Consider the following 22,916-nt stretch of genomic DNA (forward strand, 5'->3'; position numbering starts at 1 on the left):
CACATGAAAGAGGTTAAGGGGAAAGTGGATAAAGATATTAAAATTAAAATTATTAAAATTACTACTCCTATTGAATTTAACGAAAGTGAAAGAAATATTACACATGTAGGAGATTTCTTTGATTTTAATAGATTTAATTACTGCATTAAAGAAAAAATGAAACTAGTTGAAAAAGAAAGACTTAAAACATATAAAAAAACAGAAAGTTTTTATATTGAAAATTATAATGAAGATTTTAGCCAAGATTTTGCAGTTGGAAATTTCATTTCTTTAAAACATGGCTTTATATCAGATAATTTAAACATTACTGAATTTAAAGTAACAAGACAAAATGAAGAAGATGATGCTATTAAAAATAAAGTCAGTTTCTTAATTGATAAAAAGAGTGGATATTTTTATATTGTTAACGACGAGTTATATGTTATCAGTATTGAAAGATTAAGAAATTACTTTTTTATAAAAAAACCTAAAAGAATGAAATATATAAATAAATTTAATGAAGAAAATCCTAAAGCATTTATAGATGAAAATAATAATAAGCTTTATATGACAGAATTATTAGAACCTTTACCATTTCTTGAGAAAATTAGTAAGTTAAAAACAGTTAAAAGTATTAAAATTAATCCTTCAAAAACAATAATTGACGATGAAAAAGATAATAATATCTTTGCTGATTTAAAACAAAATTTAGATAAAAATAATGTTGGAGAATATCAGACAGAAATTAAGCTTACCAAATTTAAAAATAAAAAACTTACTGACGAATTAAAAAATTTTATTGAATATTTAGCGAAAAGTAAAAAATATAAAGATATTGCTGTGGAAGGAAATGTAAGTAATAATTATCCTAAAAAAATCACTGAAGATTCAACAACTAGAGATTTTTATGTAAAAAATGAAGTTGATATAAAGGGGTTCCCAATAGAACAACAATTATTTCAAAATATTCAAAGCATAATTGAAGAAGAGAATCAATTGAATATTGATAACTCTCAATATAGAGGTATTAAAGGGGTAGAATTATAGAGGAATGGAGTAGTAATTATGAGTAGAAGAATAAATAATTTAGACAATACTAGTTCTAAAACAAAGAAGAGAAGTTTTTTTTATACATGTAATTTTTTTAAAGATTTTAAAAAAGGATTTAATAAGTTAGATTTATTTATACTTATTATATTATTTATAATTATTCTTTGCTTCGCTTTTGAAATTATAGAATGTAATCTTGACCCAGAATTAGATGTTTTAAAAAAATTTATTCCTCTTTTGTTAACTTATTATTCAATTACTATTGGCTTTACCCTATCTTCTCTAACCTTCATGGCTGGAAATATTGAAAAATATAACGGCCAGGCTAAGAAGCTTTTTAAAAATATAATAACATTTTGTATATTTTATATTGTTCTTTCTTTAATTACTATCATATTTTATTTAAACTTATTTCTAGTTATGCATTATTTTAATTTTAAAGGTGCGAATTATTGGGTTAAGTTATCTATATATTATTTATCGTTAATTTTACCTATAATTTCGATATATATTTATTAAAATAACTTTAATCATTTATCTTTTCTCTCTAAATCTATCTACAAATAATAAAAAATAATTAAAAGCGTATACGAACAATTTAATAAAATGTAACTATAGAAACGTCTTGTGTTGCTGTGAGGAATGAGTTTGTGTAACCTACGGTAAGTTATATAATAAAGGATGTCGTGTTATACAACATCCTTTATTAATTGTGCTCTATAAAAATTAACTCGACTTAAGTAAAGAATAAATTTTTAATTGTTAATACTATACCTAAAATAGTAGCAATAAAAGAGAAAAAGCCTATGAGTAAGCTTTTTATGAAAGAAAGCTTAAATTTAATTAATTCATCTCGTTGTTGACTTTCATCGCTAAATATCCAATTGTAAATAGAACTAATTATCTTTCTGAAAGTTTGTATTAGCCAGTAAGAAATAAGAACTGAAGTAATAATAATAAAGTAGTTATCAAAATGAGTGAGATGTTCTATATCCTTTTTAATAAATATGTATAAATGAAAAGACATAATAATTATTAGAATAGTTACTTTAACAAGTTTTAATAATGAATTTTTATCTTTGAAGTATACTATATAAAACATCATTAAATACAATGCAAATACCCAAAATATAAGGATTAAAGAAACAGCGCTTGATAAAGCTTCAATTAATGATTTATTCATAAATGTAACCTTGCATGCTAAAATAAATGCATAAGTTATTAATGTAAAAGGACTTAAAAAGAAAGCGCCAATAATATTTTGTAAAAACGTTTCAGTCTCTAAACTTTTTAAGTAGTTATAAATACGATGAAATTGTTTTTGTTTTTTATCTGAAAGTTTCACAAATCGCACCTACCCTTAATATATTATTAAATTTATATTGAAACTATAAAAACATTATCACAACTAATCTTTTTAATACAATATTATTTCGGAAATTCCTAAAGTGCACAAATTTCTTTTTGTTTTTTCAATTTTAACATTTTACACACAACTGACTAAACAATATAAACATTGTTATGACAATGCTTTTAGCGATTTTAACATGAATAGATACACGCTTTAATGAACACTCTCGCCGTCTCCATTATTAAGCCTGCAACCTATGTAGTTGTGGGCTTTTTGTTTTTGAGTTCACAAAAAGTGAATAGATGTTAAATAACATGAATTTTAATATAAACAGAGTTTATAACTTCACTAGATTATTTGATTAACTGAATAGGTGAATTTAATATTCTTGTATTTATAAAAGTGACAATAATTGAGATAGATAAACAATATAAGGATAGATATTAATAAATATTTGAATCCTACTACTGTTTGGATTAGCATTGTACAATGTTATCAAATGTTAAGTTTATACATTTATCAAAATGTACCTGTATATAAATTTTTAATAGTAGTTGAAAAGAGAATTAAAGGGAGTTTAGTTAAGGATATCTTGACAAGAGAAGAAAGAGTCGCGTAAACAATGAACATCTGGAAACGATTGAAGTAATTGATAAAACGGATAATTGATAAGAAGTTTGTGATCTACTCGAAATGTAATAACATTATATATACAGATAATGAAAATGTGAGCATGACATTACTTATATTTGTAGATGATACAGGTGAATTTTTGCGATAGAAACCAGCCCACTATTACTGATAATGGGCTGATTATTTTAGGTTAGTAAGTCAAATATTAATTTCGATAAATAATTTTCAAAAAAAGCTGCTATTACATATAAAGGTAAAGCAATAAATATATATATTTTCAATAAATTGATTATAGACAATTTAAAGGATATATTTTCTTTTTTAATCTTTCTAAATAAGTTAGTGAATTTTCTACATATAGATTGGTTAACTTTAACAAGTCCACTAGCAACAACGCAAAATGCTAATATTTCAACGAAGAAATGAGGAATCGAAGATATAGTTATCATACTTCCTTTATAAATATCAAAATTAATTACAAAGCCAAGAGCTATAGCAGGCGGTATTGCAGTGTGTATAATATTTAAGTAATACAAAAAAGGGATTGGAATGATAGCTAGTATTAGCATTTGAAAAGGAACTTTAAAACCATTATTTATTATGTATTCCCAAACTTTTTGTAAACCTACTGCATTGGCAACATTATCGGGGATACCTTTGGATAAATTTTTTATGGTTTCAGTTGAAGGGCTAAATATAATGGCTAAGATAAAAGTAAATAAAATAATTATTAATGTTATAACTAAAAATCTTATAGTTCTTTTAATATAAGCATCATCATGAATTTTAAACATAATTACCTCCAAAATATATAATTATCAAATATCTAATTTTACATTATCAAATATAGAAAATTAATAAAAGTTAGTTTTATAAAAATATAAAATATGATATATGTATTAATAATTACTTTATTGATGAAACATAAAAAGGTGGTTATTCTATGAGCTTAAAAGAAATGTGGAAATACTTAATAAATAAAAAGTGGGATGCAGAAGATGTATTATTTTTGATTACATATATGATCATAGCAAGCATTTTCACAACACCACTATTTGGAATTCCAATAGGCATCATAGTTTATTTATTGATGGATTTATACGATGATTAAAACATGTTAATTTCCACTTGTTCAGGAATATATTTGAACTGATGAATATTTTATATTTCAGTTAGAAATGAGTTTACTCAAATATGATGTAAATACTAAAAATAACATCATGAGTCGATACTGTATTTCAAATCATCTGTTTTACAAGAATTAGTAAATTATATACTGCTAAATATTATAGAAGTCGTATTTTTAGATTTTGACATAAATTGGGTACTCTATTGAAATTTTTGTGATTTATTTTAAACTATATGTAGAAATGTAAAAACACAATTGGGTTGGTAGTCCCAATGCAGATAATAATATCTGTCAGTAACCTTCCTCCTCAGGTCGTCCATCATTTCTGAATAATTAAGAGGAGGGATAGCGTGGAGCTACTATATTTCATGACGGACAATTTTTTATTGGTTTAGTCGAATATAAAATAGGAAATAAATCTAAATTTGCAAAATTTACCTTTGGTACAGAACCGAATGAGGAAGAAATTCTTTATTTCATTGAAAATTATTTATCGTTACTAATTGAAAATACTAAAACAAGTGTTAGAACCAAAGAGAAAAAACGAAAAATTAATCCTAAAAGATTGCAACGACAAGTGGCTAAAGAACAAAAAAAGCCTAAAGACATTACTAAAGCTCAAATAGCTATAAAAGAAGAGCAAGAGTTGAATAAAAAGTTATCCAAGAAGAGCAGTAAGGCGAAAAAAGAACTCATTAAAGAAAGAAAAAGGGAAATAAAGAAAGATAAAGCTAAAGAAAAGCATAAAGGACATTAGCGTTTAAAATTTGTGAATAGGAGTAATTATATGATTCAATCCGTAAATCACGTTACTTATTCAGTCTCAAATATTAAAAGGTCTATTGAATTCTATAAGAATATACTGAAAGCTAAAATATTATTAGAAAACGAAAAGACAGCTTACTTTACAATAGGTGGTTTGTGGTTAGCTTTAAACGAAGAAAGAGAAATACCAAGAAATGAACTTCATTACTCATATACTCATATGGCTTTTTCAATTAATGAGAAGGATTTTGATGAATGGTATGACTGGTTAAAACAAAATCATGTAAATATATTAGAAGGTCGTCCAAGAGATGTCAGAGATAAAAAATCAGTATATTTTACTGATCCAGACGGTCATAAATTAGAATTACACACAGGTTCATTACAAGATAGAATAAATTATTATAAAGATGAAAAGTCTCATATAAAATTTTATGAATAGGTAAATAATAGTTTGTATCTAATTTATATGAGTGAACAAATCTCTTTTGTTTTTGATTATAACATTTTATACATGACTGATTAGATAATGTAGACATTGATATGACAATAGTTATAGCAGTTTTTAAACGAATAGATAAACGTTTTAATGAACTCACTTCGTTTTCATTAAAACGCTCGCAATCCATGTGTTTGCGGGCTTTTTAAATATATATAATAAAAGTAAGAGTACTACCTCAATATCATAAAAATATTAGTGTTTATCAGCATATGCTTGTGCTTCAGCTAATTCTGCATCAGTAAATTCACTGGCACCTTTACCGGTATCTTCTTTAATTTCAATTAACGAACGTGGTGAATTTGATGAATTTGCTTCAGATTGACTACTAGATGAATTATCTTCTTCAGAGTCAATTAAACCATAGTCAGTACCACCTTTGATGTTTTGTCTATCCCATTCTGCTATTTCTTCTTTAGTGGGTTCTTTACTATTTGCTTGTTGGTTTTGAGCAGTTTGTTGTTGAGGCTGTTGAGCTTGTTGATTGTTCTGATTTGAATTATTCTGTGTATTGTTTTGTTGTGTTTGTTGTTCGTTATTTTGTTCATTAGATTGTTCATTTTGCTGATTATCTTTACTTGATTGTTGTTTGTCCTTGTTATTGTCTTTCTTTTTATTGTCATCTGACTTCTTATTTTTCTTTGGATCGTTTGATTTCTTATCTGATTTACTTTCAGATTTTTTGTCATCGTCCTTTTTAGAATGGTCTTCACTTTGACCACATGCAGTTAAAACTAACGCTGATGATAATATTGCCGTTCCTAATAATTTGAATTTCATTTCGATTTGGCTCCTTAATATACAATTTAATTTAATAATACATTTAAATTTTAATTATTAATATTAACTATAGGTTATTGATAGCTATAATGTTTTGTTATTGTAAAAAATATACCTATAATTAAAAGCATATTTAAAAATGATTGCTATTACACTTAGTTGTTATGTTTACAAAACATTAAAATATGATATATGTATAGTAGGTGAAAAAGGAGAATTATATGATTATTTTACTATCTATATTACTGATTATTTCGCTATTTGAAACATTTTACCTTTTGATTAAAATAAGAAATTTGAAGAAAAGAAATGCCTCGGATCGTGAATACGAAAAAATGGTAAATAAGTATTCACCTATAGGAACTATAACGTTAATTATCTCTATCATTTTATTAGTCATAGCTTTTGTTATTCTGTAATAGAATTTTTTGAAAGGACTATATCATATGAGCTTAAAACAAATATGGAACTATTTATTAAACAAAAAGTGGAATATTGAAGATATAATATTTTTAGCTTTATTCATATTTTTAGGAAGTATATTTACTACACCCATATTAGGAGTTCCTATCGGTGTTATTGCATATTTATTTTTAATGGCTGATGATTTTGATTGAGTTAACTTAGGAGAATATTATGATATTAAAGAAAACTAAATTAAATGAAAAAGATTATGATAAAGCTTTAAAAATTTGGGAAAGATCTGTAATAGAAACACACGATTTTCTTAAAGATGAAGATAGAATAGCGTTAAAACATGAAATTCCAACTTACTTTAAATATGTAGAAGGATATTTATGGTGGAATGACATTGAAGTGATAGGTTTTTCGGGAACAAATGATCAAAATTTAGAAATGTTATTTATAGACCCTCAATATTTTAATAAAGGTTATGGTACACAAATTGTACAGACCCTTATTAAAGACAAGAAAATACAATACGTTGATGTTAACAAAGACAATGAAAATGCTATTCAATTTTATAAGAAGAATGGATTTATAAAATACGATGAATCTGAACAGGATGGACAAGGAAGAGACTATCCTATTTTACATCTTAAGTTATCTAATTAAATATGTATGGAGGACGAACATATGGAATTATTAGGTAAGATCATAAATTTCACAATGGAAACTGTTTCAAATTGGTTAGGTAGTAGTTCATTATTTGATGATATTAAGAAATTATTTAAGAAAAAGAAAGATAATTAACATCTAATTGTATACATTATGCAATACAGTATATAGGTTTTGATATAACGCTTATTGTCAAAGATATTTATATATTTTATTAGAATTCTATTTTCTGTATAGCAAACCTGCAACCCATGTGGTTGTGGGCTTTTTTGTTATGTTATTACAGATATGTCATAGCATATAAAAAGACACTCTTTATTAGAGTGTCATTAAAAATAAATTATACATTGATCCATCCTATTGCAACTGTGCCATATCCTGTATGAACTGCTCCAACATTTATAAGTGGATTTTTTTCTATAATTTTATTTGGAAATTTCTCTTTTAAAAAATTGATAATTGAATCAGCAGTTTCATGTTCTCCTGTGTATGAAACACCAACTTTTGATGGATTATCTCTTGTAATTTCATCTTTTAGCTTATTAATTAAATAATGAAAGGCTTTCTTTTTAGTACGTAATTTATCGGCTAATACAATTTTTCCTTTTTGAAATTCAATAATAATTTGTATATTGAGAATTCCCGCAATAAGTGCTTTTGAACGACTTAAACGACCACTATTTTTAACTTGATTTAAATTTTTAGGATAAAAAATTAAAGTGGAAGCGTTTTGTAAATCGTTCACTTTATCAATAATGGCTTGATAACTTTCATTATTATTTTTGGCTTTGATACCTTCTTCAACCATTCTTCGGAGCGGGTAATCTCCAGTCATAGAATCTATAATAGTTGATTCAATATCAAAATCACGACTTACAGATTTTGATTGTTCACACGCTCCAGTTAATGCACTCGTTGCATGAATAGCTATAACGTGAGTATAACCATCATCGATGACTTTTTGATAAGTATCTATAAATGATTGTGGTGTAGGTTGAAATGTAGTTGCTCCATTTTCATATTGCTTTAATAATTCAAAAAATTCTTGTGAGTTGATATCAACCATATCTGTATAATCTTTATTATTAATTCTTGTTCCCATAGGTACTACGTAGACATCTGAATACTCATGTAAACCGATACCAGATGAACTATCAGTAATAAATGCAATTTTATTCAAATGATCTCCCCCTTAAAAATGCAAAATTTATTTAATTATTATACTATGTACCCTAAAAGTTATATTATAGTCAATTAAATTAAGCAAAACGCAATGGTCATTATTTAAAATAAACTATAAATTATTTGTATCACTATATCACTAATACATTCAATAAAATATTTCTGCATCACATCAAAGATATAGTATCATTAGTTATTTTGAATTATGTAATAATAAGAAGCATTAACACTAAAATATTAGGTCTATTTTTAATTCCTTAATTTAATAATTTTATAGTATAATAATTCATATTAAATATGCTTAAACGCCAAAATGGAAGAAAAGGAGAATAAGAGGTGATTTTATAGATGGCTTATAAAACGTTAAAAACAATTTTTCACATGAGTGATGAACAAAACTTTGAAAAAGAGTACCAACAACGATTAAATAATTTCACGACTTATGTCACAGATATTGAAATAAATCCAATTAGAAAGCAGATACAAATTAAAAGTATGATGTTCCCTTTATTTTTTTGTCCAACTAAAACCATAATTATTAAAGCGGAAAAAATATTGATCAATTCAAGTGAAATTAATAAATTGATTAACAGCCAACCAATAGTCGCTACAACATCATATCTAAAAAAGTTACTAATTAACGAAATGCAAAGTACAAATGAAAAAGAAAATGTAAGGAGTACTAAAAAAGAATTAGCAGATGCGTTAAATAATAATAACTTAAAAAGTAATAAAAGATTTAGAGGATTAGTTTATCAATATAGTTTATTACTTAGTGATGAAGATTTTACATTAAATGAAATATCTGATTTTAGAAAGGCTTATGATTTATTGTTATCTAACGAAATAGCAGATGAAGATTTACCAGATGGTTTAATGTTTAGAAAACAAGGTGTAGGCGTTCGTGATACTTCTAAAGAAAAATGGGTACATAGAAATGAGTATTCTGAATATGAAATTGTTGATTTTTTAAATAAAATGTTAAATTTTATTAGTCACTATGAAGCACCAATACTTCTGAAAATATTAGCTAGTCATTTTATGTTTGAGTATTTACATCCTTTTTATGATGGTAATGCAAGATTAGGACGTTATATTATAGCAAAACTTTTGAAAGATAATTTAGAACATGTTACTGCATTAACTTTTTCTTATGCTGTGAATAGAAATAAAAATAAATACGATAAAGCATTTGCTAGTACTTCTCATTTTCTTAATAAAGGGGAAATGACTTACTTTATAGATGTCATGTTGGATTTAATCATTGAGGGTCAAGAAACTGCAATTGAACAATTTAAAGAAAATATTGCGATGATTGAAACGTTGTATGGAAGACTAGAGAATTTAAACTTGAAAGAGCATGAAAAAAATGTGTTGTTTATATTGCTCCAAGATAAAGTATTTGGTAATGAATATACAAGAATTAGTCTTCGAGAATTAGTTGAATTCTTGCCTTTTGGACGAAAGAAATTAGATAGTATTATCAAGAAACATGAAGATAAATTACATAAAGTTAAGCAAAGACCAACAGTATATGAAATTAAAGATGAATTTATTGGTGATTTGATGAGGGGATAACTAATCTAACTAAAAATAAGGGTATTAAACTACCCTTATTTTTATGAAGTTAGTAACTCTATTCGATTTTCTATGTTACTATATTCAATCGTATTAATATCATTTTCTTGAAGAAAAGTTTTATTTTGAATATTAATCTCTTTGTTTCTATCATTTAAAATGAATATAAATTCATTAGGACGCTGTCTTTTAATTTTTTTAGCTTGTATAACATCTGTTAATTTAGATTTTATAATCATCGCATTGTTAGGGTTTGATATGGCATTAATAAACTTTTCTTTTTGATTTTTTTTAGCACTAATAAAAAAATCAAAATTATGAACTACACCGCTTGAACCCACAATAGGTAAATCTCTACCATATGAAATATTATGTTCATCTAGTTTGGTAGCTACATCATCAGAAAATATATTTTGGACTTTTGGTTTTGAAAGAACATACATATCATTGATGAAAATTAAACATTGCAATAGATTATGTTTGGATTTATTAAAATTTGCGAAATTAGTTTTTATATAAATTTCACCTGTTTTATCATTGAATTTAATACCATATGCAGCAAGGTGTTCTTCAAACATATTCTTACGTTTTTTTGATTGATTTATAAAGATGCCATTATTTTCTAGACCAAATATTGTATATCCATCATCAGTTAGAGTAATAATGTCATCAATTTGATTATATAATGCGTATATAATTAAATTATCTAACGAACTATCTTTAAAGGGAAAGTCTATTCTTACTATATTCTTACTGAGATTAGAAAAGGTTAATTCTTGTTTATACCAATCTAAATATTCATTTTTTAACTTCTCTGCGTCTAATATAGTCATACTTATCCCTCCTTTATTTTGTTTCACTAATATTATTATAAGCTAAAAATGATTTATAAACACTGTATATATCATTAAGAATTGGAAAATCTTTTAAATTGATTTCATAAGCAAATCTATCTTTTTTCTCATATGCATTATTATAAATATGAATATGGCTATTTGGAGCTGATGATCCATCTGGATTAAAATGAATGCCACCTCTAATATCAATTCTAACTAAAGTATGGTAGGTTTCTTCAAAAATTATAGAAATAGAAAACCTATCAATTTCTACATTACCTCTATTTATAATAACAATGTATTTTACCCCTAATTTAAAACTTATTACTTTTTGTCTTTGTTTAATTTTTGTAGCAATTAATTTCTTTAATTCACTTTCATTTATATAAGAGTCTGTATATTTTAATTCATTTATTAGTTCTTTAACTTGTCCGTCATCCAAATCGTTTAAATCAAATTTGTTCAATATTGTTCTCCTTATTATAAAATTTATTTCTTCTATAAATTATTGCTATTGATAAAAGAGGTATAAATTATATTATACATTTTTTATGTATAAGTTACACTTTTAGAATGGTGAATTAAAATTATTTTTTTAACTATAAATCTCGAAATGTATGGCGGAAAAATCTAGTTATAATATAAATAAAGTGCATTTAGAGGGAGGGTTAGGATCTTAAGTGGATAAAAAAACTACTAAATCTAAAATGAAAACAAAATAGATTTAGTAGCAATTAAAATAATAATGCAGTTGTTGTTAAGAAATAATACTTAATTAATTTTTATATTGGTCATACTCGCCGTTTTGGATTTTTTGTTCTTCATTTTGAATCTTTTGATAAACTTGATCCGCATTATTGCCATCGTAATACCCTTTTTCGATTGCAGTTTTAGTTTGTAATTCGGCTGATGAAAGACCGCCATGATATTTTTTGCGTAATGCATTATAGTATTCATCTTCCGTTTGTGCAGCATTAATTTCTGAATTAACATCTTTTGTTGTTGATTGATCATCATTAGATTGAGATTCGTCACTAACATCTTTAGGGTTAATCAAACCAGCATCAGTTCCAGGCTTTTCTTGTTTTTGATTATTTATATTCTGCTGATTTTGTTGTTCTGTACTTTGTTGTGTATTAGTATTTTGTCCATTATTTTGTGCAGTTTGTTGATTATCTTCGTTAGATTGTTTGTTATTTTCTTTTTCTTTTTTCTTCTTATCTTCTGATTTTTTATCTTTTTTAGAATCATTGGATTTTTTGTCAGATTTACTTTCTGACTTTTTATCGTCTGTCTTTTTAGAATTATCATCATTTTGCCCACACGCTGTTAATATTAGAGCAGAAGATAATAAAATTGTTCCTAATAATTTGATTTTCATTTGTATAAACTCCCGTATAATTATTAATTATATATATATCTAATTTCTATTTTTCTGCATTACTGCTATCACTTGATGAATTTGAAGATGTGCTACTTGATGATGTACTTTCAGCTGGTTTAGCGGCATTATCATTGTTAGTTACTTCTGGCTTCGTTTCTTGTGGTTCACTTTCTTTTGGTGTAGTAGTTGGTGATTTGTCTGCTTTTTCAGCTTGTGAATCATTGCTAGAATTGTTACTTGAACTACTATTACCATTACTATTAGTACTATGGCTCGAATTATTTGATGCATTTGAACTTGAAGAAGATGTACTTTCATTATTAGATGGTGTTGTTGAACCACTTGAACTTGTGTCAGTAGAGGATTCACTATCATCACTATCTGATTCGTCATCATCTTTATTAGAAGTTTTAGCATCAGATAAATCTACAGTAATACTTTTTACGCTAAACAAGCTTGATGTAATTTCTAATTTTTTATCTTTAGTATTTGCTACTTTTTCAGAAACATCGAATACAATTTTTCCTTCTGCAGTACTATCGGGATTAATTTGTTCTAAAAAGAATGAGTTTGTAACACTGCCATCATCACTTTGGTTAGCAGATAGAGATCCAGTAGCATCGGCATCAAATGATTTATTACCAGATTTAAGTTTAAACATTTGGGTGTCGATAGTTAATGATTTGTTGCCTTTATTTTTTACAGAAACGTCTGCTACGACATAAGTGTCTTTAGCATTTGTAGGTGCGATAGACGGGCCAACTGATGTTGTATTTTCAACAGATTTAACTTTTACTTCTAAATCTCCATTTTTGATCGTATCTCCGATTTTATAGTTTTTAGTACCATTAGAATAACTTTTGAAATTATCTTTGATACCACCATTAAAAATCATGGATAGGGCTATAATGCCAATAATAAATAAGATAAAAAACACTAAACAGCCGCTACAGCCCCAAAGCCACCATTTCTTAGTATTAGATTGATTAGATTTTGCTTGTTCTTGTTTGGCTTGTTGTCTTTGAAATTCTTGAAATTGCTCCCATTGTTTCCTTTGTTGTTCCTCATTAAAGTTTTCTTCCATTAAACATATCTCCTTTAAATGTAATTTACATATATATTAATAATACTGTGGTGCCAGGCTAATGAGTAATCATATTATGTTATCAATAATGATAATTAAAATGAAATTTATAAAAGTTATTTTCAAAACAAATTGTCATACAACTAAAAATTCAAAATAAAATATAGTTTAGCATGATTTTAACTTTATTCTTGCAGTTAAAGATTATTAAATAAAAATTGTAAACTTTATCCAATGAAGTATTGATAAACCAATCATTATGAATAAGAACCTTGATGTGGTACGATTTTTGAATGTAAAAAACTAAATTGGAAGTAGGTATAAATATGAATGATAATAAAGCGTTATTAGTAATGGATATGCAAAATGGGATTATTAGCTCATTATCTGATACAAAAGATTTAATTGATAAAACAAATGAAGCAATTACTACAGCTAGACAAATGGAACTACCCATTATCTTTGTAAGAGTTGCTTTTTCGAAAAATTTTATGGAAATTTCATCTAATAACAAGATGTTTAGTAGAATCAAAGAAAGTGGACAACCAATGACAGTTAAGGATAAATCGACTCAAATTATAGATGAGCTTCATATGGATGATGATGACTTATTAGTTACTAAACAACGAATTAGCGCATTTACTGGGAGTAATTTAGAAGTATTGTTAAGAAGTTTACAAATTGATCACTTAGTTTTAACGGGGATAGCCACAAGTGGCGTTGTCCTATCAACAGGAGTAGAAGCTTTTGATAAAGATTTTAAATTAACATTTTTACAAGATGCAATGGCTGATAGATCCTCTGAGACGCACGAATTTTTAACAAATCATATTTTAACTAGATATGGAGATGTATTAACAGTTGCAGACTGGCAAAAACAATAGAATAGTCAAGGGTGACATTTATGTCGAAAAAAGCTATTAGCAATACTTTTAATAAAAAATTATATACACCTATGATTTTAGGTTCGATTTTAAATCCAATTAATTCTTCAATGTTGGCTGTAGCGCTTATCCCAATTGCTCAGGCATTTGGTGTGCCTTTTTATCAAACTGCTTGGCTTGTGTCGTCTTTATATTTGGCTACAAGTATTGGACAACCGGTAATAGGAAAGTTAATTGATATTTTTGGTCCAAGAGGTTTATTTTTATTTGCCACGAGTTTAGTTGGATTAGCTAGTATGATTGCGTTAGTGACACCATCGTTTTATGGATTAATTTTAGCCAGGTTTTTAATAGGTATTGGAACATGTGCCGGATACCCTTCAGCAATGTTTTTAATTAATTATGAAGCTGAACGTACAGGTGAAGATAGTCCGAGTAAAATATTGACAATTCTATCTATTAGCAATCAAGTTATTGCAGTTATTGGGCCGACTTTAGGAGGGATTTTAGTCGCTAGTGGTGGGTGGCAATCCATTTTTATAGTTAATTTACCAATGTCTATCTTGGCATTTACTTTTGGTTATTTATATTTTCCTAAGACAGCCACTAAAGATAAATTACAGTTATTAAAACAACGAGTTGATTTTGTAGGAATTATATTATTCTCGATAAGTTTAAGTTCTTGGATGATTTTCTTTATGGAAGCCAAGCCATCATATTGGTATTTATTTTTAATTGGGTTTATAAGTTTAATCGTATTTATTTTATACGAATTAAAATCTGCTAAACCATTTATAGATTTGAAAATTTTGAGTCATAATATATCGATGAATAATACGTATCTACGTACTTTTTTATCAATGCTCATTTCTTACAGTGTGCTATATGGTTATGTGCAGTGGTTAGAAGAGGTGAAAGGTTTATCACCCATGCATGCAGGAATGATAATGTTACCACAGTTTATTGTGGGTATCTTTTCTGCGCAGTTAATGGGACCACGATTAAATATAAGAACTAAGTTATATATTGGAACAATTGGTGCCTTAATCACAATGATAGGATTTCAAATGATTTCAAGTGATACATCAATTTTTTATTTAATTTTCTTATCAGCCATATTTGGATTGCCACAAGGATTATTGAATCTTGCAAATCAAAATGCGCTATATCATCAAACTCCAAAATCAATGATAGGAATGTCTTCTGGTTTATTAAGAACTGCAGGATATTTAGGTGCAATTGTTTCTTCAACACTGATTGGAATATTATTTAAAGGTTCTGATTTAACTACAGCAGTGCATGAACTTGGTTTTGCAGCAACAATTATAGCTATTGTTATTTTATTGCTAACAATGACAGGTGGTAAAAATTTATCAGAAAAGTAACCAATAGTTATGCTAAAAAACAATTATATCTCTTGCATATTGGTATTAACATTAGAAAAAGTTAAAATGAATTTGAAAATATTTATAAGGATAATCATTAAACAAAGGGGACATTGATATGAAAATGTTCGATTCGCATTTGCATATTATCAACTATGATTTTGAAATAAAAGAAAATAATGGTTACTTACCACCATCATACGGTATTGAGGATTATCAAAAAGATGTAAAAGAATTAGATATATTAGGTGGTGCGATTGTGTCTGGGTCATTTCAAGGATATGATCAAAACTATTTAATTGATGCTCTAGACAAATTAGATGGTAAGTTTGTAGGTGTTACACAACTTCCTTATACTGTAAAAGATGATGAATTAATAATGTTGAATAACTGTGGCGTCAGAGGTTTAAGGTTCAATGTAAAACGTGGTGGTTCTGAAGATTTATCTAAACTAGAATATTTGGCTAAAAGAGTATATGAAGTAGTTGGATGGCATACTGAATTATATATAGATTCGAAAAATTTACCTGAAATCTCAACTACAATTAAAAAATTACCTGCAGTATCTATTGATCATTTAGGTTTATCGCAAGAAGGATTATCTGATTTATTAGAATTAGTAGATAGAAATGTTCGAGTTAAAGCTACAGGGTTTAGTAGAGGCAATTTAGATATTGCAAAAACATTGAAAGAAATATATCAACTAAATCCTAATGCTTTGATGTTTGGTACTGACTTACCATCTACAAGAGCGCCTCAAAGATTTACTAAAGACGATATTAAAATAATAGAACAACATTTTGATGAGACAGAATGTGAAAAGATATTTTATAAAAATGCTATGAATTGGTATAGGATTCAAGACAATTAATCTATATTTATAATGTATATTTTTATGATAATTACATTTAATAGATATTTTAAAGGTGATTTCAATAAAAGTTGAAAATTTTATTTTGTTAATTATAATAAATTTGAAAGAATTTGGCTAAAAGGGTTTACTTTTCTCAAATATAGCGTATAGTAGTATTTAAGTAATCAAGTACGTGAAGTTAATTGCGAGTTATTATTAAGAATATTCTCCCTTTGATTTATGGATTTGTTACAAATATTATGTGCAAAAGCACGCGGAGGTATTCGATATGAATAACGGTACAGTTAAATGGTTTAATTCAGAAAAAGGTTTTGGTTTCATCGAAAGAGAAGATGGAAGCGACGTATTCGTACATTTCTCAGCAATCGCTGAAGAAGGATACAAATCATTAGAAGAAGGACAAAAAGTTGAATTCGACATCGTTGAAGGCGATCGTGGAGAACAAGCAGCTAATGTCGTAAAAATGTAATAACATTTTCAAAGCAACCTTAATGGTTGCTTTTTTTTATGCTTAAATTTAGTTTATTTTGATAAATGAGATAGATAAGAAACAGATTTCTAAATATTTTATACATAAAAAAAGCACTTACAGATTCAATATGAATCCGTAAGTGCAATATCAATATAATATATAGTATATAAAACATAAATCTATCAAAAATTAATACTGTCTAATAGACATTGATACTAAAATTTTGCGTTTTGCATTACATTTAAATTAAACACTTTAGTTTGACCACAGTTCTCACAAACAGTAGCAAAACCTTCAAGATCGTTTGTTTCATTTCCAGCTGTTGGAATATGAACGATATCTTCTAAGAATGTTAGTTTTGGGTTTGAACAACAAACAGAACGTCTTCTTGAATTATAAAATTGTTTGATTGTTTCTAATTCTTTTTCATTAAATTTTGTGTTTTTCATGTTTCACACATCCTTTCATTTGATATGTATATAAATAAAAATGTTATCAATAAGATGTTGCAACATGGTTAACGCAAAATATCAATTGTCTATCTATCAGTTTGCAAATTTGATATTAAATAGAGTTTAATATAATTGAGCGAAATTTTGTTGAATATTGCTTAACTGTTTGAAAAAACAGCTTAAATGTAAGATACATCTAAGCTGTTAATCATTATTTATTACTTATTGGCTTTGTCGCCGTCAACACGTTCTTTATTTCCTTTGTCATCTTGTGACTTAGGATTGTCTTTCTTTTTAGCACTATTTTTTACTTTTTTGACAGTTTTATTGTCATTACTCTTAGAATCTTTTTGCGTTGATTTACTGTCATTTTGTTTTGAATCGTCACTACTATGACTACAAGCACCTAAAACTAAAAAGCTAGATAAGATCAACCAAAATACTTTTTTCATTCTATCTCTCCTAAGATATGTCATTATCTTAAGTTTACTACATATAAATGTTATTTTACATCTATTTCTTTTTAAAAATTGTGAATATTTTTATTAATATTAATAAGTAAAAGTAATTTAAAAAGAAAAGTAGTTAAAAGTAAAAAGAGGGGGATATTAAAAAAGCGCCAACATTAACTTTAATAATGACGAAAATTAAAGTTAAGCTGACGCTAACAAGAAGTAATGTTAAACACTCACAAAGTTTAACAAATTTAGAGTACCACAAAGTTAAGTTTTTTACCACTTTATTATATTGATAATTAGCAAATGAAAATTAAAGTTTAAGTTAAATTATTTTTATAGTTGAAAGAAAAATAAATAAACAAGAATTTTGGTTATGAAAAATATAATAGTTTAAAACATTTAATGCTGAAATACTTTATAATTCGCTATATCAAGTATTTTAAATGACACCCTCTAGTAGCATAAGGTTTTGAAAAGTTATAATCTATCAAAGATATTTAATTCTTTATTATTTGCATCAAAAGAAATATATAAATCATCATCGAATACTTCTGAATTATTATTTTGAATGTCTAGTTCAGCTAGTATTTTAAAACTTCCATTGTTTTGTGGTTCAACTATTGAAATTTCATTAGCATTACGTTGTATAGCAAAGTGACGATTTGAATGATTATTGATTTTCCAATCTTCCATAATTAATAATCCTCCCAAGCGCTAAATACATTCATGCCTATATAAGGGGAATGTTTTAAGGTATTGCTCATCATTTCTAACCAAAGCTTTTTTCAATTTCTGTAAATGCTTTAGTAGTTAATTTAATATGATTAACTTTGTCATCTTCAATATCACCGTTAATATAATCATTATTAATCAGTACTTTCAAATTTTCTAAAAAGTCATCGTACTCACGATCACAAAAATAGTCATCTTGTGTAGTAACAGAATCTTTGAAATCATTCGCTTCTTGTTCTGATTGACCTTCATTAGAACTTTCCATATATAATTTGTAAAATTTAGCAACGGTATATTTTTGTTCTTTAGTTAATTCGTCCATCTTACTTTCCTCCCTAATTCACATTACATATGTATTACCCTTTATTTTTAAATTGCAAAACAATTTATTAGAGTAATTACTGACAAAACTATGACTTTTGAGTATTTTTTACACCTTCTTGTACAGCTTTAGCAAATTTATAGAATGTTTTCGTATAATTATCTGGATTTGAGCGGATTTTTTGATTAAATTGGCGTCCTTTAAAAAATTGTTTTCTCAATCGCGTAGTTAGTTCCAACTGTACCCCTGAGTCGCTTTCGTTATCATTAACAAAGTTTTTTGATGATTTAGCATCAATTTCTGTTGGGCTTTCTTTAACGGAAAAGCCTTTTCGACGTAGCGATTTAGCAATTGATTTTGACATTTTTTTATCTTTACCTCCGACAAAGACAATAGGATCATCACCTGAAAAACCATGAATTGAAATAGTTTTTTTCGTTGTTTTAAGCATATTACGTAACTTTGGTTCATCGTAATTGGTAGATGTAATGTGAAGTTGATCATTGTTTTTGGAGCGTAAACCTTCAAAAGTGTAAAAATCATATTCTCCAATATTTGAAATACGGCGAGCAAGTTCAGTCGTGCCAGGTTCAATACCTCCGCCATGAATTGCTGTTACTAAAATATCATGGTGATTACGATTTTTTGTAATAACACGCCAATCTTTATTTTCTTTAGTATTTGTTTTAAGTTCTTGAAAATTATTATATCGGTCATTTGAATGATTCATATTTTTTCTTGTATTATAAAAAATTAAAGCCACAATGATGATGGCGATAACAATTAATAGAATTGAAAAATAATATAATTTTGTATACAGACTTGTATGCTTTTTCATATATTCTCCTAAAAGTTTTTTTATCTATAAATCATATCAATTTATTAATACTATCAACAAGCATTTCCCTTTTATTTAGTATATTAATTTAAAATATTATAAGTAATAAATGAAAAGTTTTGGTTAGATTGAAAAGATGAGTATAAATAAAAAGTAGAAAATCACTTTAAATATTACAAATTAACAATTCCTTAATATTACTTTGGTAAAATGTAATTAAAGGGATGTGATGATATGGATAAAGAATTATTAAGAAAATATTTAAATGACGATGGTTTTAAAGCAGTAGGGGTAATTTTTGGGAATAAACGTATTATTTTAGAAAGTGATATCCATGTTGATTATGAACACGAAGTTATTATTTATCCTATGAAAAATAGCACAAGAATCATTCCGTTTAATGCGATTAGTTACCTTGATCTATTAGATAAGAACGATCAGTACATCAATTATTTTAAAGAAGTATAATTAAATTTAAAAAACGCCTTACTATTCATATTAAATATGACTTATATGAAGTAGGGCGTTTAATAAATTTTGACAAGTTTTAAACGGTATTCATTTGTGAAATTATCTTTCAATGCATAAGGTGAAATAATATATAATCCATGGTCGCTTACAGCATTTTTGCTTACGCCTTCCTTATATGCTTGGTAGATAATTTTAGTACAGTATGTAAATCGTTTACTTTTTAAGTTTAAAGTCACTAAATATCTATTGTCTGTATTTTCATAGTTTTCTTTTGTCCACTGTGCGGCCTTTTTACCAGCTCCTGGTTTTACGCAGCGATAAATTTTAATCCAGTCATCTTGGCCTTCTCCAAATCGTGATTTGAATGATTCAAATGATTCTGTGATTGGTTTATCACCAGGTCCTTCAATTTGTAAAACAGTATTATGATCAATGGCAATACTAGAATGACCAAAAAAACCATATAAAACTGGTCCTTTCGTAATAATGATATCTCCAGGTTGTAATTGGAAATCTTTATTAGATGCTGAATATGTATGTTCCTGTGACTCTGCGTTTAAATGGTTGGGAGGGAATATACAAGTACTTATCATAAAGAACATAATAGTTATTAATATGTATAATAAAATTTTACGCAATTATCAAAAACTCCTTTAAATAATGTAAGAAGCATAAATATAAGTATTAAAATAAAACGTTCAGCTACTAAAGCAACTGAACGTATTTGTGATGTGTTACAAACCGAATATTAATGTATAAATTAACATGGCTAAACCAAATATAAAGAATACAATTGTGAAGCCAAGATAAGATTCTTTTTTAGATTCTTTTTTAGTTTTAAGCATAGTAACAAGAACGATTGTACCTGCAATTAAAAATATAATTGATAACCAAAAAAGAATAGTGAAATGTAAGCTCATTTTTTAACCTCCCATCTTTTAAAGAAAATCGTAAAAAATTGGATAAATGTAATATAGGGTAAGAATGATATTAATAAAAAAGAGAATTTCACTTAATAAATCCTTATTAGAAATAGCTATAAATAAGCTTATAATAATAATCAAACCACATACTATTAATCCGGGCACTAACCATAAGGTGTCATCTAGGTTGGTGTTATTTGTAATGACGATATTAAAAATTACAAACAATATCGTTAATAAAATATTAATTACGTGTAGAAAATATAATTTCATAGGTGATTCACCTCTGGAAAATGCTTCTTTAGTAAAAAAATCCTTATGTATATCATATCATTTATTATCACTTGGTAAATAATTAAATAGAAGTATATAGCTATAAATTGTGAATAAAAAGAAACGACATTTTAAGCGAACATCCCATTTTTTTGAATAAGTAAATAAAATTGTGAATAAATTTAAAAAAATACAATAAAAATGTGCAAAATTTACACTTTGCACATTTACAATCTCGAGTTTTCTGATAAGATTAATTACAACTTAAATAAAGATAAAATATAAGGGGAATATTGTGATGACATTTTATGATTTTATAATAGGTTTTATAAATGACGATACACCGTTTGGAAATTTAGCTAATTACATCAATAAAGATCATAAATTCCCAAAAAATGAAAAGAATAAGTTTGTAATTCGTACTTATGTTTTATCGAATTATGATGATTCTCAACTCATTGAAAGTGCCAATAGAGCCATTAGTTTATATCAACTAACTTAGTTAGTACCAATTTTGTTGATTCAACGCATACCATACATCTTTTGTTCTAAAATTAATATCATTATTTTTAACACTAAATGGCTTTATAATATCTTTGTCTAACCAAGTATTGATTAACTCATTTGGTACGCCATCTAATAACATATCGCTTTTACTTACAACAAAGCATTCCCATTCAAGTGTTACATTATTCGGATTCACATAACTGTGATCATGAGATTCCATATTGATTAACACTCCTTTAACAAATGTAAACTTAGTGTTAAGTTATACCCACTAAGACAATATATTAATCATCTGTTTATATTATTTTTCATTGATTTGTTGATTTACTATTACTATGTCTAATGATTTAATGTTAGTTATGAGCTTTATATAAGTAATAGAGGTGGAAATATGGCAAAAACTTTATATTTAATGAGACACGGACAAACAGTTTTTAATTTAAAAGGCAAAATTCAGGGCGCTAGTGATTCGCCTTTAACATTATTAGGTGTAGAACAAGCAAAAGCTGCAGCTCGATATTTTGAACATAATCAAATTGAATTTGATAGTTTGTTTTCTTCTTCTCAAGAAAGAGCGTGTGATACTCTAGAAAATGCAGTACCAAACCATCAAAATAGATATATTCGCTCAAAAGGATTAAAAGAGTGGCGTTTTGGTTTGTTTGAAGGCGAAAGTATTGAATTACTTAAACAAATTAAACAACCTAAAACGCTTTACGGTGATTATGTTGTACCTTTTGGGGGAGAATCACGTGAAGATGTAGAAAATAGAATGGTAGAAACATTAACTGATATTATGGAAAATTATAGTCGTCATACAACACTAGCTGTAAGCCATGGAAGTACAATTGGTTTATTTATTAGATACTGCTTAGGCTATGAAGAGGGTAGTACATTTAATATTGGAAATTGTAATATACTAAAATTTAGTTACGACAAAGGGAAATTTACTTTCATAGAATTAATTGACCCTATGTAAAAGAAAGCTCAACCTTGCT

32 protein-coding genes are annotated in these 22,916 nt (G+C 26.8%); 15 read left to right on the forward strand and 17 right to left on the reverse strand.

Features of this window, described 5'->3' with window-relative positions; all coding sequences use genetic code 11:
* The first annotated feature begins 3 nt into the window (after positions 1-3).
* Together GVY01_RS01955 and GVY01_RS01960 are read left to right on the forward strand one after the other, a co-directional pair.
* Positions 4-1,026, forward strand: a complete 1,023-nt coding sequence (locus tag GVY01_RS01955) for a hypothetical protein (RefSeq protein WP_159333624.1) — start codon at positions 4-6, stop codon at positions 1,024-1,026.
* 18 nt (positions 1,027-1,044) lie between these two features.
* Positions 1,045-1,548, forward strand: a complete 504-nt coding sequence (locus GVY01_RS01960; protein WP_236549864.1) for a hypothetical protein — start codon at positions 1,045-1,047, stop codon at positions 1,546-1,548.
* A 217-nt stretch (positions 1,549-1,765) separates the two neighbouring features.
* Here GVY01_RS01960 and GVY01_RS01965 read toward each other — a convergent pair whose 3' ends face one another.
* Both GVY01_RS01965 and GVY01_RS01970 read right to left on the reverse strand, forming a co-directional pair.
* Entirely contained in the window at positions 1,766-2,374 is a 609-nt protein-coding gene (locus tag GVY01_RS01965) for a hypothetical protein (protein WP_108168417.1), read from the reverse strand.
* A gap of 824 nt (positions 2,375-3,198) precedes the next feature.
* Positions 3,199-3,807, reverse strand: a complete 609-nt coding sequence (locus GVY01_RS01970; RefSeq protein ID WP_017637604.1) for a stage II sporulation protein M — start codon at positions 3,805-3,807, stop codon at positions 3,199-3,201.
* 149 nt (positions 3,808-3,956) lie between these two features.
* Here GVY01_RS01970 and GVY01_RS01975 point away from each other — a divergent pair, with 149 nt between their 5' ends.
* From GVY01_RS01975 to fosB, 3 genes are all read left to right on the forward strand, one after another.
* A complete protein-coding gene (locus tag GVY01_RS01975; RefSeq protein ID WP_017637605.1) occupies positions 3,957-4,124 on the forward strand; it encodes a VraH family peptide resistance protein in 168 nt (55 codons plus the stop codon).
* Between the two features lie 379 nt (positions 4,125-4,503).
* Positions 4,504-4,899: a YjdF family protein gene (locus GVY01_RS01980; protein ID WP_026083504.1), complete on the forward strand. Its 396-nt coding sequence runs from the start codon at positions 4,504-4,506 to the stop codon at positions 4,897-4,899.
* A 30-nt stretch (positions 4,900-4,929) separates the two neighbouring features.
* Positions 4,930-5,349 carry a FosB/FosD family fosfomycin resistance bacillithiol transferase gene (gene fosB, locus GVY01_RS01985; protein ID WP_017637607.1) on the forward strand — a complete coding sequence of 140 codons (420 nt, stop codon included), beginning with the start codon at positions 4,930-4,932 and terminating at the stop codon, positions 5,347-5,349.
* 252 nt (positions 5,350-5,601) lie between these two features.
* Here fosB and GVY01_RS12585 read toward each other — a convergent pair whose 3' ends face one another.
* Entirely contained in the window at positions 5,602-6,186 is a 585-nt protein-coding gene (locus GVY01_RS12585) for a hypothetical protein (RefSeq protein ID WP_017637608.1), read from the reverse strand.
* 446 nt (positions 6,187-6,632) lie between these two features.
* Here GVY01_RS12585 and GVY01_RS01995 point away from each other — a divergent pair, with 446 nt between their 5' ends.
* Both GVY01_RS01995 and GVY01_RS02000 read left to right on the forward strand, forming a co-directional pair.
* Entirely contained in the window at positions 6,633-6,803 is a 171-nt protein-coding gene (locus GVY01_RS01995) for a VraH family peptide resistance protein (RefSeq protein WP_046466475.1), read from the forward strand.
* 19 nt (positions 6,804-6,822) lie between these two features.
* Positions 6,823-7,260 carry a GNAT family N-acetyltransferase gene (locus GVY01_RS02000; protein ID WP_070452414.1) on the forward strand — a complete coding sequence of 146 codons (438 nt, stop codon included), beginning with the start codon at positions 6,823-6,825 and terminating at the stop codon, positions 7,258-7,260.
* A 343-nt stretch (positions 7,261-7,603) separates the two neighbouring features.
* On the opposite strand, the gene GVY01_RS02005 is transcribed toward GVY01_RS02000, so the two are convergent.
* The gene (locus GVY01_RS02005; protein WP_017637626.1) at positions 7,604-8,443 is read right to left on the reverse strand and encodes a DegV family protein; all 840 of its coding nucleotides are present in this window, start codon (positions 8,441-8,443) and stop codon (positions 7,604-7,606) included.
* A gap of 350 nt (positions 8,444-8,793) precedes the next feature.
* Between GVY01_RS02005 and GVY01_RS02010 the strand changes: the two genes are divergently transcribed.
* A complete protein-coding gene (locus GVY01_RS02010; protein ID WP_108017275.1) occupies positions 8,794-10,023 on the forward strand; it encodes a Fic family protein in 1,230 nt (409 codons plus the stop codon).
* A gap of 41 nt (positions 10,024-10,064) precedes the next feature.
* On the opposite strand, the gene GVY01_RS02015 is transcribed toward GVY01_RS02010, so the two are convergent.
* The 4 genes from GVY01_RS02015 to GVY01_RS02030 all read right to left on the reverse strand — a co-directional run bounded on the left by GVY01_RS02015 (position 10,065) and on the right by GVY01_RS02030 (position 13,327).
* Entirely contained in the window at positions 10,065-10,856 is a 792-nt protein-coding gene (locus GVY01_RS02015; protein ID WP_108168424.1) for a DUF1828 domain-containing protein, read from the reverse strand.
* A gap of 13 nt (positions 10,857-10,869) precedes the next feature.
* A complete protein-coding gene (locus tag GVY01_RS02020) occupies positions 10,870-11,325 on the reverse strand; it encodes a DUF6978 family protein (RefSeq protein WP_119477672.1) in 456 nt (151 codons plus the stop codon).
* 309 nt (positions 11,326-11,634) lie between these two features.
* The gene (locus tag GVY01_RS02025; RefSeq protein ID WP_017637836.1) at positions 11,635-12,240 is read right to left on the reverse strand and encodes a hypothetical protein; all 606 of its coding nucleotides are present in this window, start codon (positions 12,238-12,240) and stop codon (positions 11,635-11,637) included.
* 46 nt (positions 12,241-12,286) lie between these two features.
* Positions 12,287-13,327 carry a DUF4352 domain-containing protein gene (locus GVY01_RS02030; RefSeq protein ID WP_017637835.1) on the reverse strand — a complete coding sequence of 347 codons (1,041 nt, stop codon included), beginning with the start codon at positions 13,325-13,327 and terminating at the stop codon, positions 12,287-12,289.
* A gap of 326 nt (positions 13,328-13,653) precedes the next feature.
* Here GVY01_RS02030 and GVY01_RS02035 point away from each other — a divergent pair, with 326 nt between their 5' ends.
* From GVY01_RS02035 to GVY01_RS02050, 4 genes are all read left to right on the forward strand, one after another.
* Positions 13,654-14,211: a cysteine hydrolase family protein gene (locus GVY01_RS02035; RefSeq protein ID WP_017637834.1), complete on the forward strand. Its 558-nt coding sequence runs from the start codon at positions 13,654-13,656 to the stop codon at positions 14,209-14,211.
* 20 nt (positions 14,212-14,231) lie between these two features.
* On the forward strand, positions 14,232-15,596 hold the full coding sequence (locus tag GVY01_RS02040) for an MFS transporter (RefSeq protein ID WP_017637833.1): 1,365 nt from the start codon (positions 14,232-14,234) through the stop codon (positions 15,594-15,596).
* A gap of 118 nt (positions 15,597-15,714) precedes the next feature.
* Positions 15,715-16,467, forward strand: a complete 753-nt coding sequence (locus GVY01_RS02045; RefSeq protein ID WP_017637832.1) for an amidohydrolase family protein — start codon at positions 15,715-15,717, stop codon at positions 16,465-16,467.
* 271 nt (positions 16,468-16,738) lie between these two features.
* Positions 16,739-16,939 (forward strand): cold-shock protein, encoded by a 201-nt coding sequence (locus GVY01_RS02050; RefSeq protein ID WP_002450876.1) that lies wholly within the window; start codon positions 16,739-16,741, stop codon positions 16,937-16,939.
* Between the two features lie 218 nt (positions 16,940-17,157).
* On the opposite strand, the gene GVY01_RS02055 is transcribed toward GVY01_RS02050, so the two are convergent.
* From GVY01_RS02055 to GVY01_RS02075, 5 genes are all read right to left on the reverse strand, one after another.
* Positions 17,158-17,391, reverse strand: coding sequence for a hypothetical protein (locus GVY01_RS02055; protein ID WP_017637831.1), 234 nt, complete (start codon positions 17,389-17,391; stop codon positions 17,158-17,160).
* 221 nt (positions 17,392-17,612) lie between these two features.
* Positions 17,613-17,846, reverse strand: coding sequence for a hypothetical protein (locus GVY01_RS02060; RefSeq protein ID WP_017637830.1), 234 nt, complete (start codon positions 17,844-17,846; stop codon positions 17,613-17,615).
* Between the two features lie 483 nt (positions 17,847-18,329).
* Positions 18,330-18,545 (reverse strand): hypothetical protein, encoded by a 216-nt coding sequence (locus GVY01_RS02065; RefSeq protein ID WP_017637829.1) that lies wholly within the window; start codon positions 18,543-18,545, stop codon positions 18,330-18,332.
* 76 nt (positions 18,546-18,621) lie between these two features.
* Positions 18,622-18,906, reverse strand: a complete 285-nt coding sequence (locus tag GVY01_RS02070; protein WP_017637828.1) for a hypothetical protein — start codon at positions 18,904-18,906, stop codon at positions 18,622-18,624.
* Positions 18,907-18,994: 88 nt separating this feature from the next.
* Complete coding sequence (locus GVY01_RS02075) at positions 18,995-19,744, reverse strand: poly-gamma-glutamate hydrolase family protein (RefSeq protein WP_017637827.1); 750 nt, start codon at positions 19,742-19,744, stop codon at positions 18,995-18,997.
* Positions 19,745-19,978: 234 nt separating this feature from the next.
* Between GVY01_RS02075 and GVY01_RS02080 the strand changes: the two genes are divergently transcribed.
* Entirely contained in the window at positions 19,979-20,212 is a 234-nt protein-coding gene (locus tag GVY01_RS02080; protein ID WP_017637826.1) for a hypothetical protein, read from the forward strand.
* A 59-nt stretch (positions 20,213-20,271) separates the two neighbouring features.
* Here GVY01_RS02080 and lnsA read toward each other — a convergent pair whose 3' ends face one another.
* The 3 genes from lnsA to tsaA form a co-directional block, all read right to left on the reverse strand.
* Complete coding sequence (gene lnsA, locus GVY01_RS02085) at positions 20,272-20,853, reverse strand: lipoprotein N-acylation protein LnsA (protein WP_017637825.1); 582 nt, start codon at positions 20,851-20,853, stop codon at positions 20,272-20,274.
* 96 nt (positions 20,854-20,949) lie between these two features.
* Positions 20,950-21,135, reverse strand: a complete 186-nt coding sequence (gene tsaT, locus GVY01_RS02090; RefSeq protein WP_029055618.1) for a type II toxin-antitoxin system toxin TsaT — start codon at positions 21,133-21,135, stop codon at positions 20,950-20,952.
* An 18-nt stretch (positions 21,136-21,153) separates the two neighbouring features.
* Positions 21,154-21,411: a type II toxin-antitoxin system antitoxin TsaA gene (tsaA, locus tag GVY01_RS12590; protein ID WP_072291797.1), complete on the reverse strand. Its 258-nt coding sequence runs from the start codon at positions 21,409-21,411 to the stop codon at positions 21,154-21,156.
* A gap of 298 nt (positions 21,412-21,709) precedes the next feature.
* Between tsaA and GVY01_RS02095 the strand changes: the two genes are divergently transcribed.
* On the forward strand, positions 21,710-21,913 hold the full coding sequence (locus GVY01_RS02095; RefSeq protein WP_029055617.1) for a sterile alpha motif-like domain-containing protein: 204 nt from the start codon (positions 21,710-21,712) through the stop codon (positions 21,911-21,913).
* On the opposite strand, the gene GVY01_RS02100 is transcribed toward GVY01_RS02095, so the two are convergent.
* Positions 21,914-22,138 (reverse strand): hypothetical protein, encoded by a 225-nt coding sequence (locus GVY01_RS02100; protein ID WP_017637487.1) that lies wholly within the window; start codon positions 22,136-22,138, stop codon positions 21,914-21,916.
* Between the two features lie 171 nt (positions 22,139-22,309).
* On the opposite strand from GVY01_RS02100, the gene GVY01_RS02105 reads away from it, so the two are divergent.
* The gene (locus GVY01_RS02105; RefSeq protein WP_017637486.1) at positions 22,310-22,897 is read left to right on the forward strand and encodes a histidine phosphatase family protein; all 588 of its coding nucleotides are present in this window, start codon (positions 22,310-22,312) and stop codon (positions 22,895-22,897) included.
* Positions 22,898-22,916 lie beyond the last annotated feature (19 nt).

The organism is Staphylococcus sp. 8AQ (genome assembly GCF_902506595.1).
Taxonomy (GTDB): Bacteria; Bacillota; Bacilli; order Staphylococcales; family Staphylococcaceae; genus Staphylococcus; species Staphylococcus pasteuri.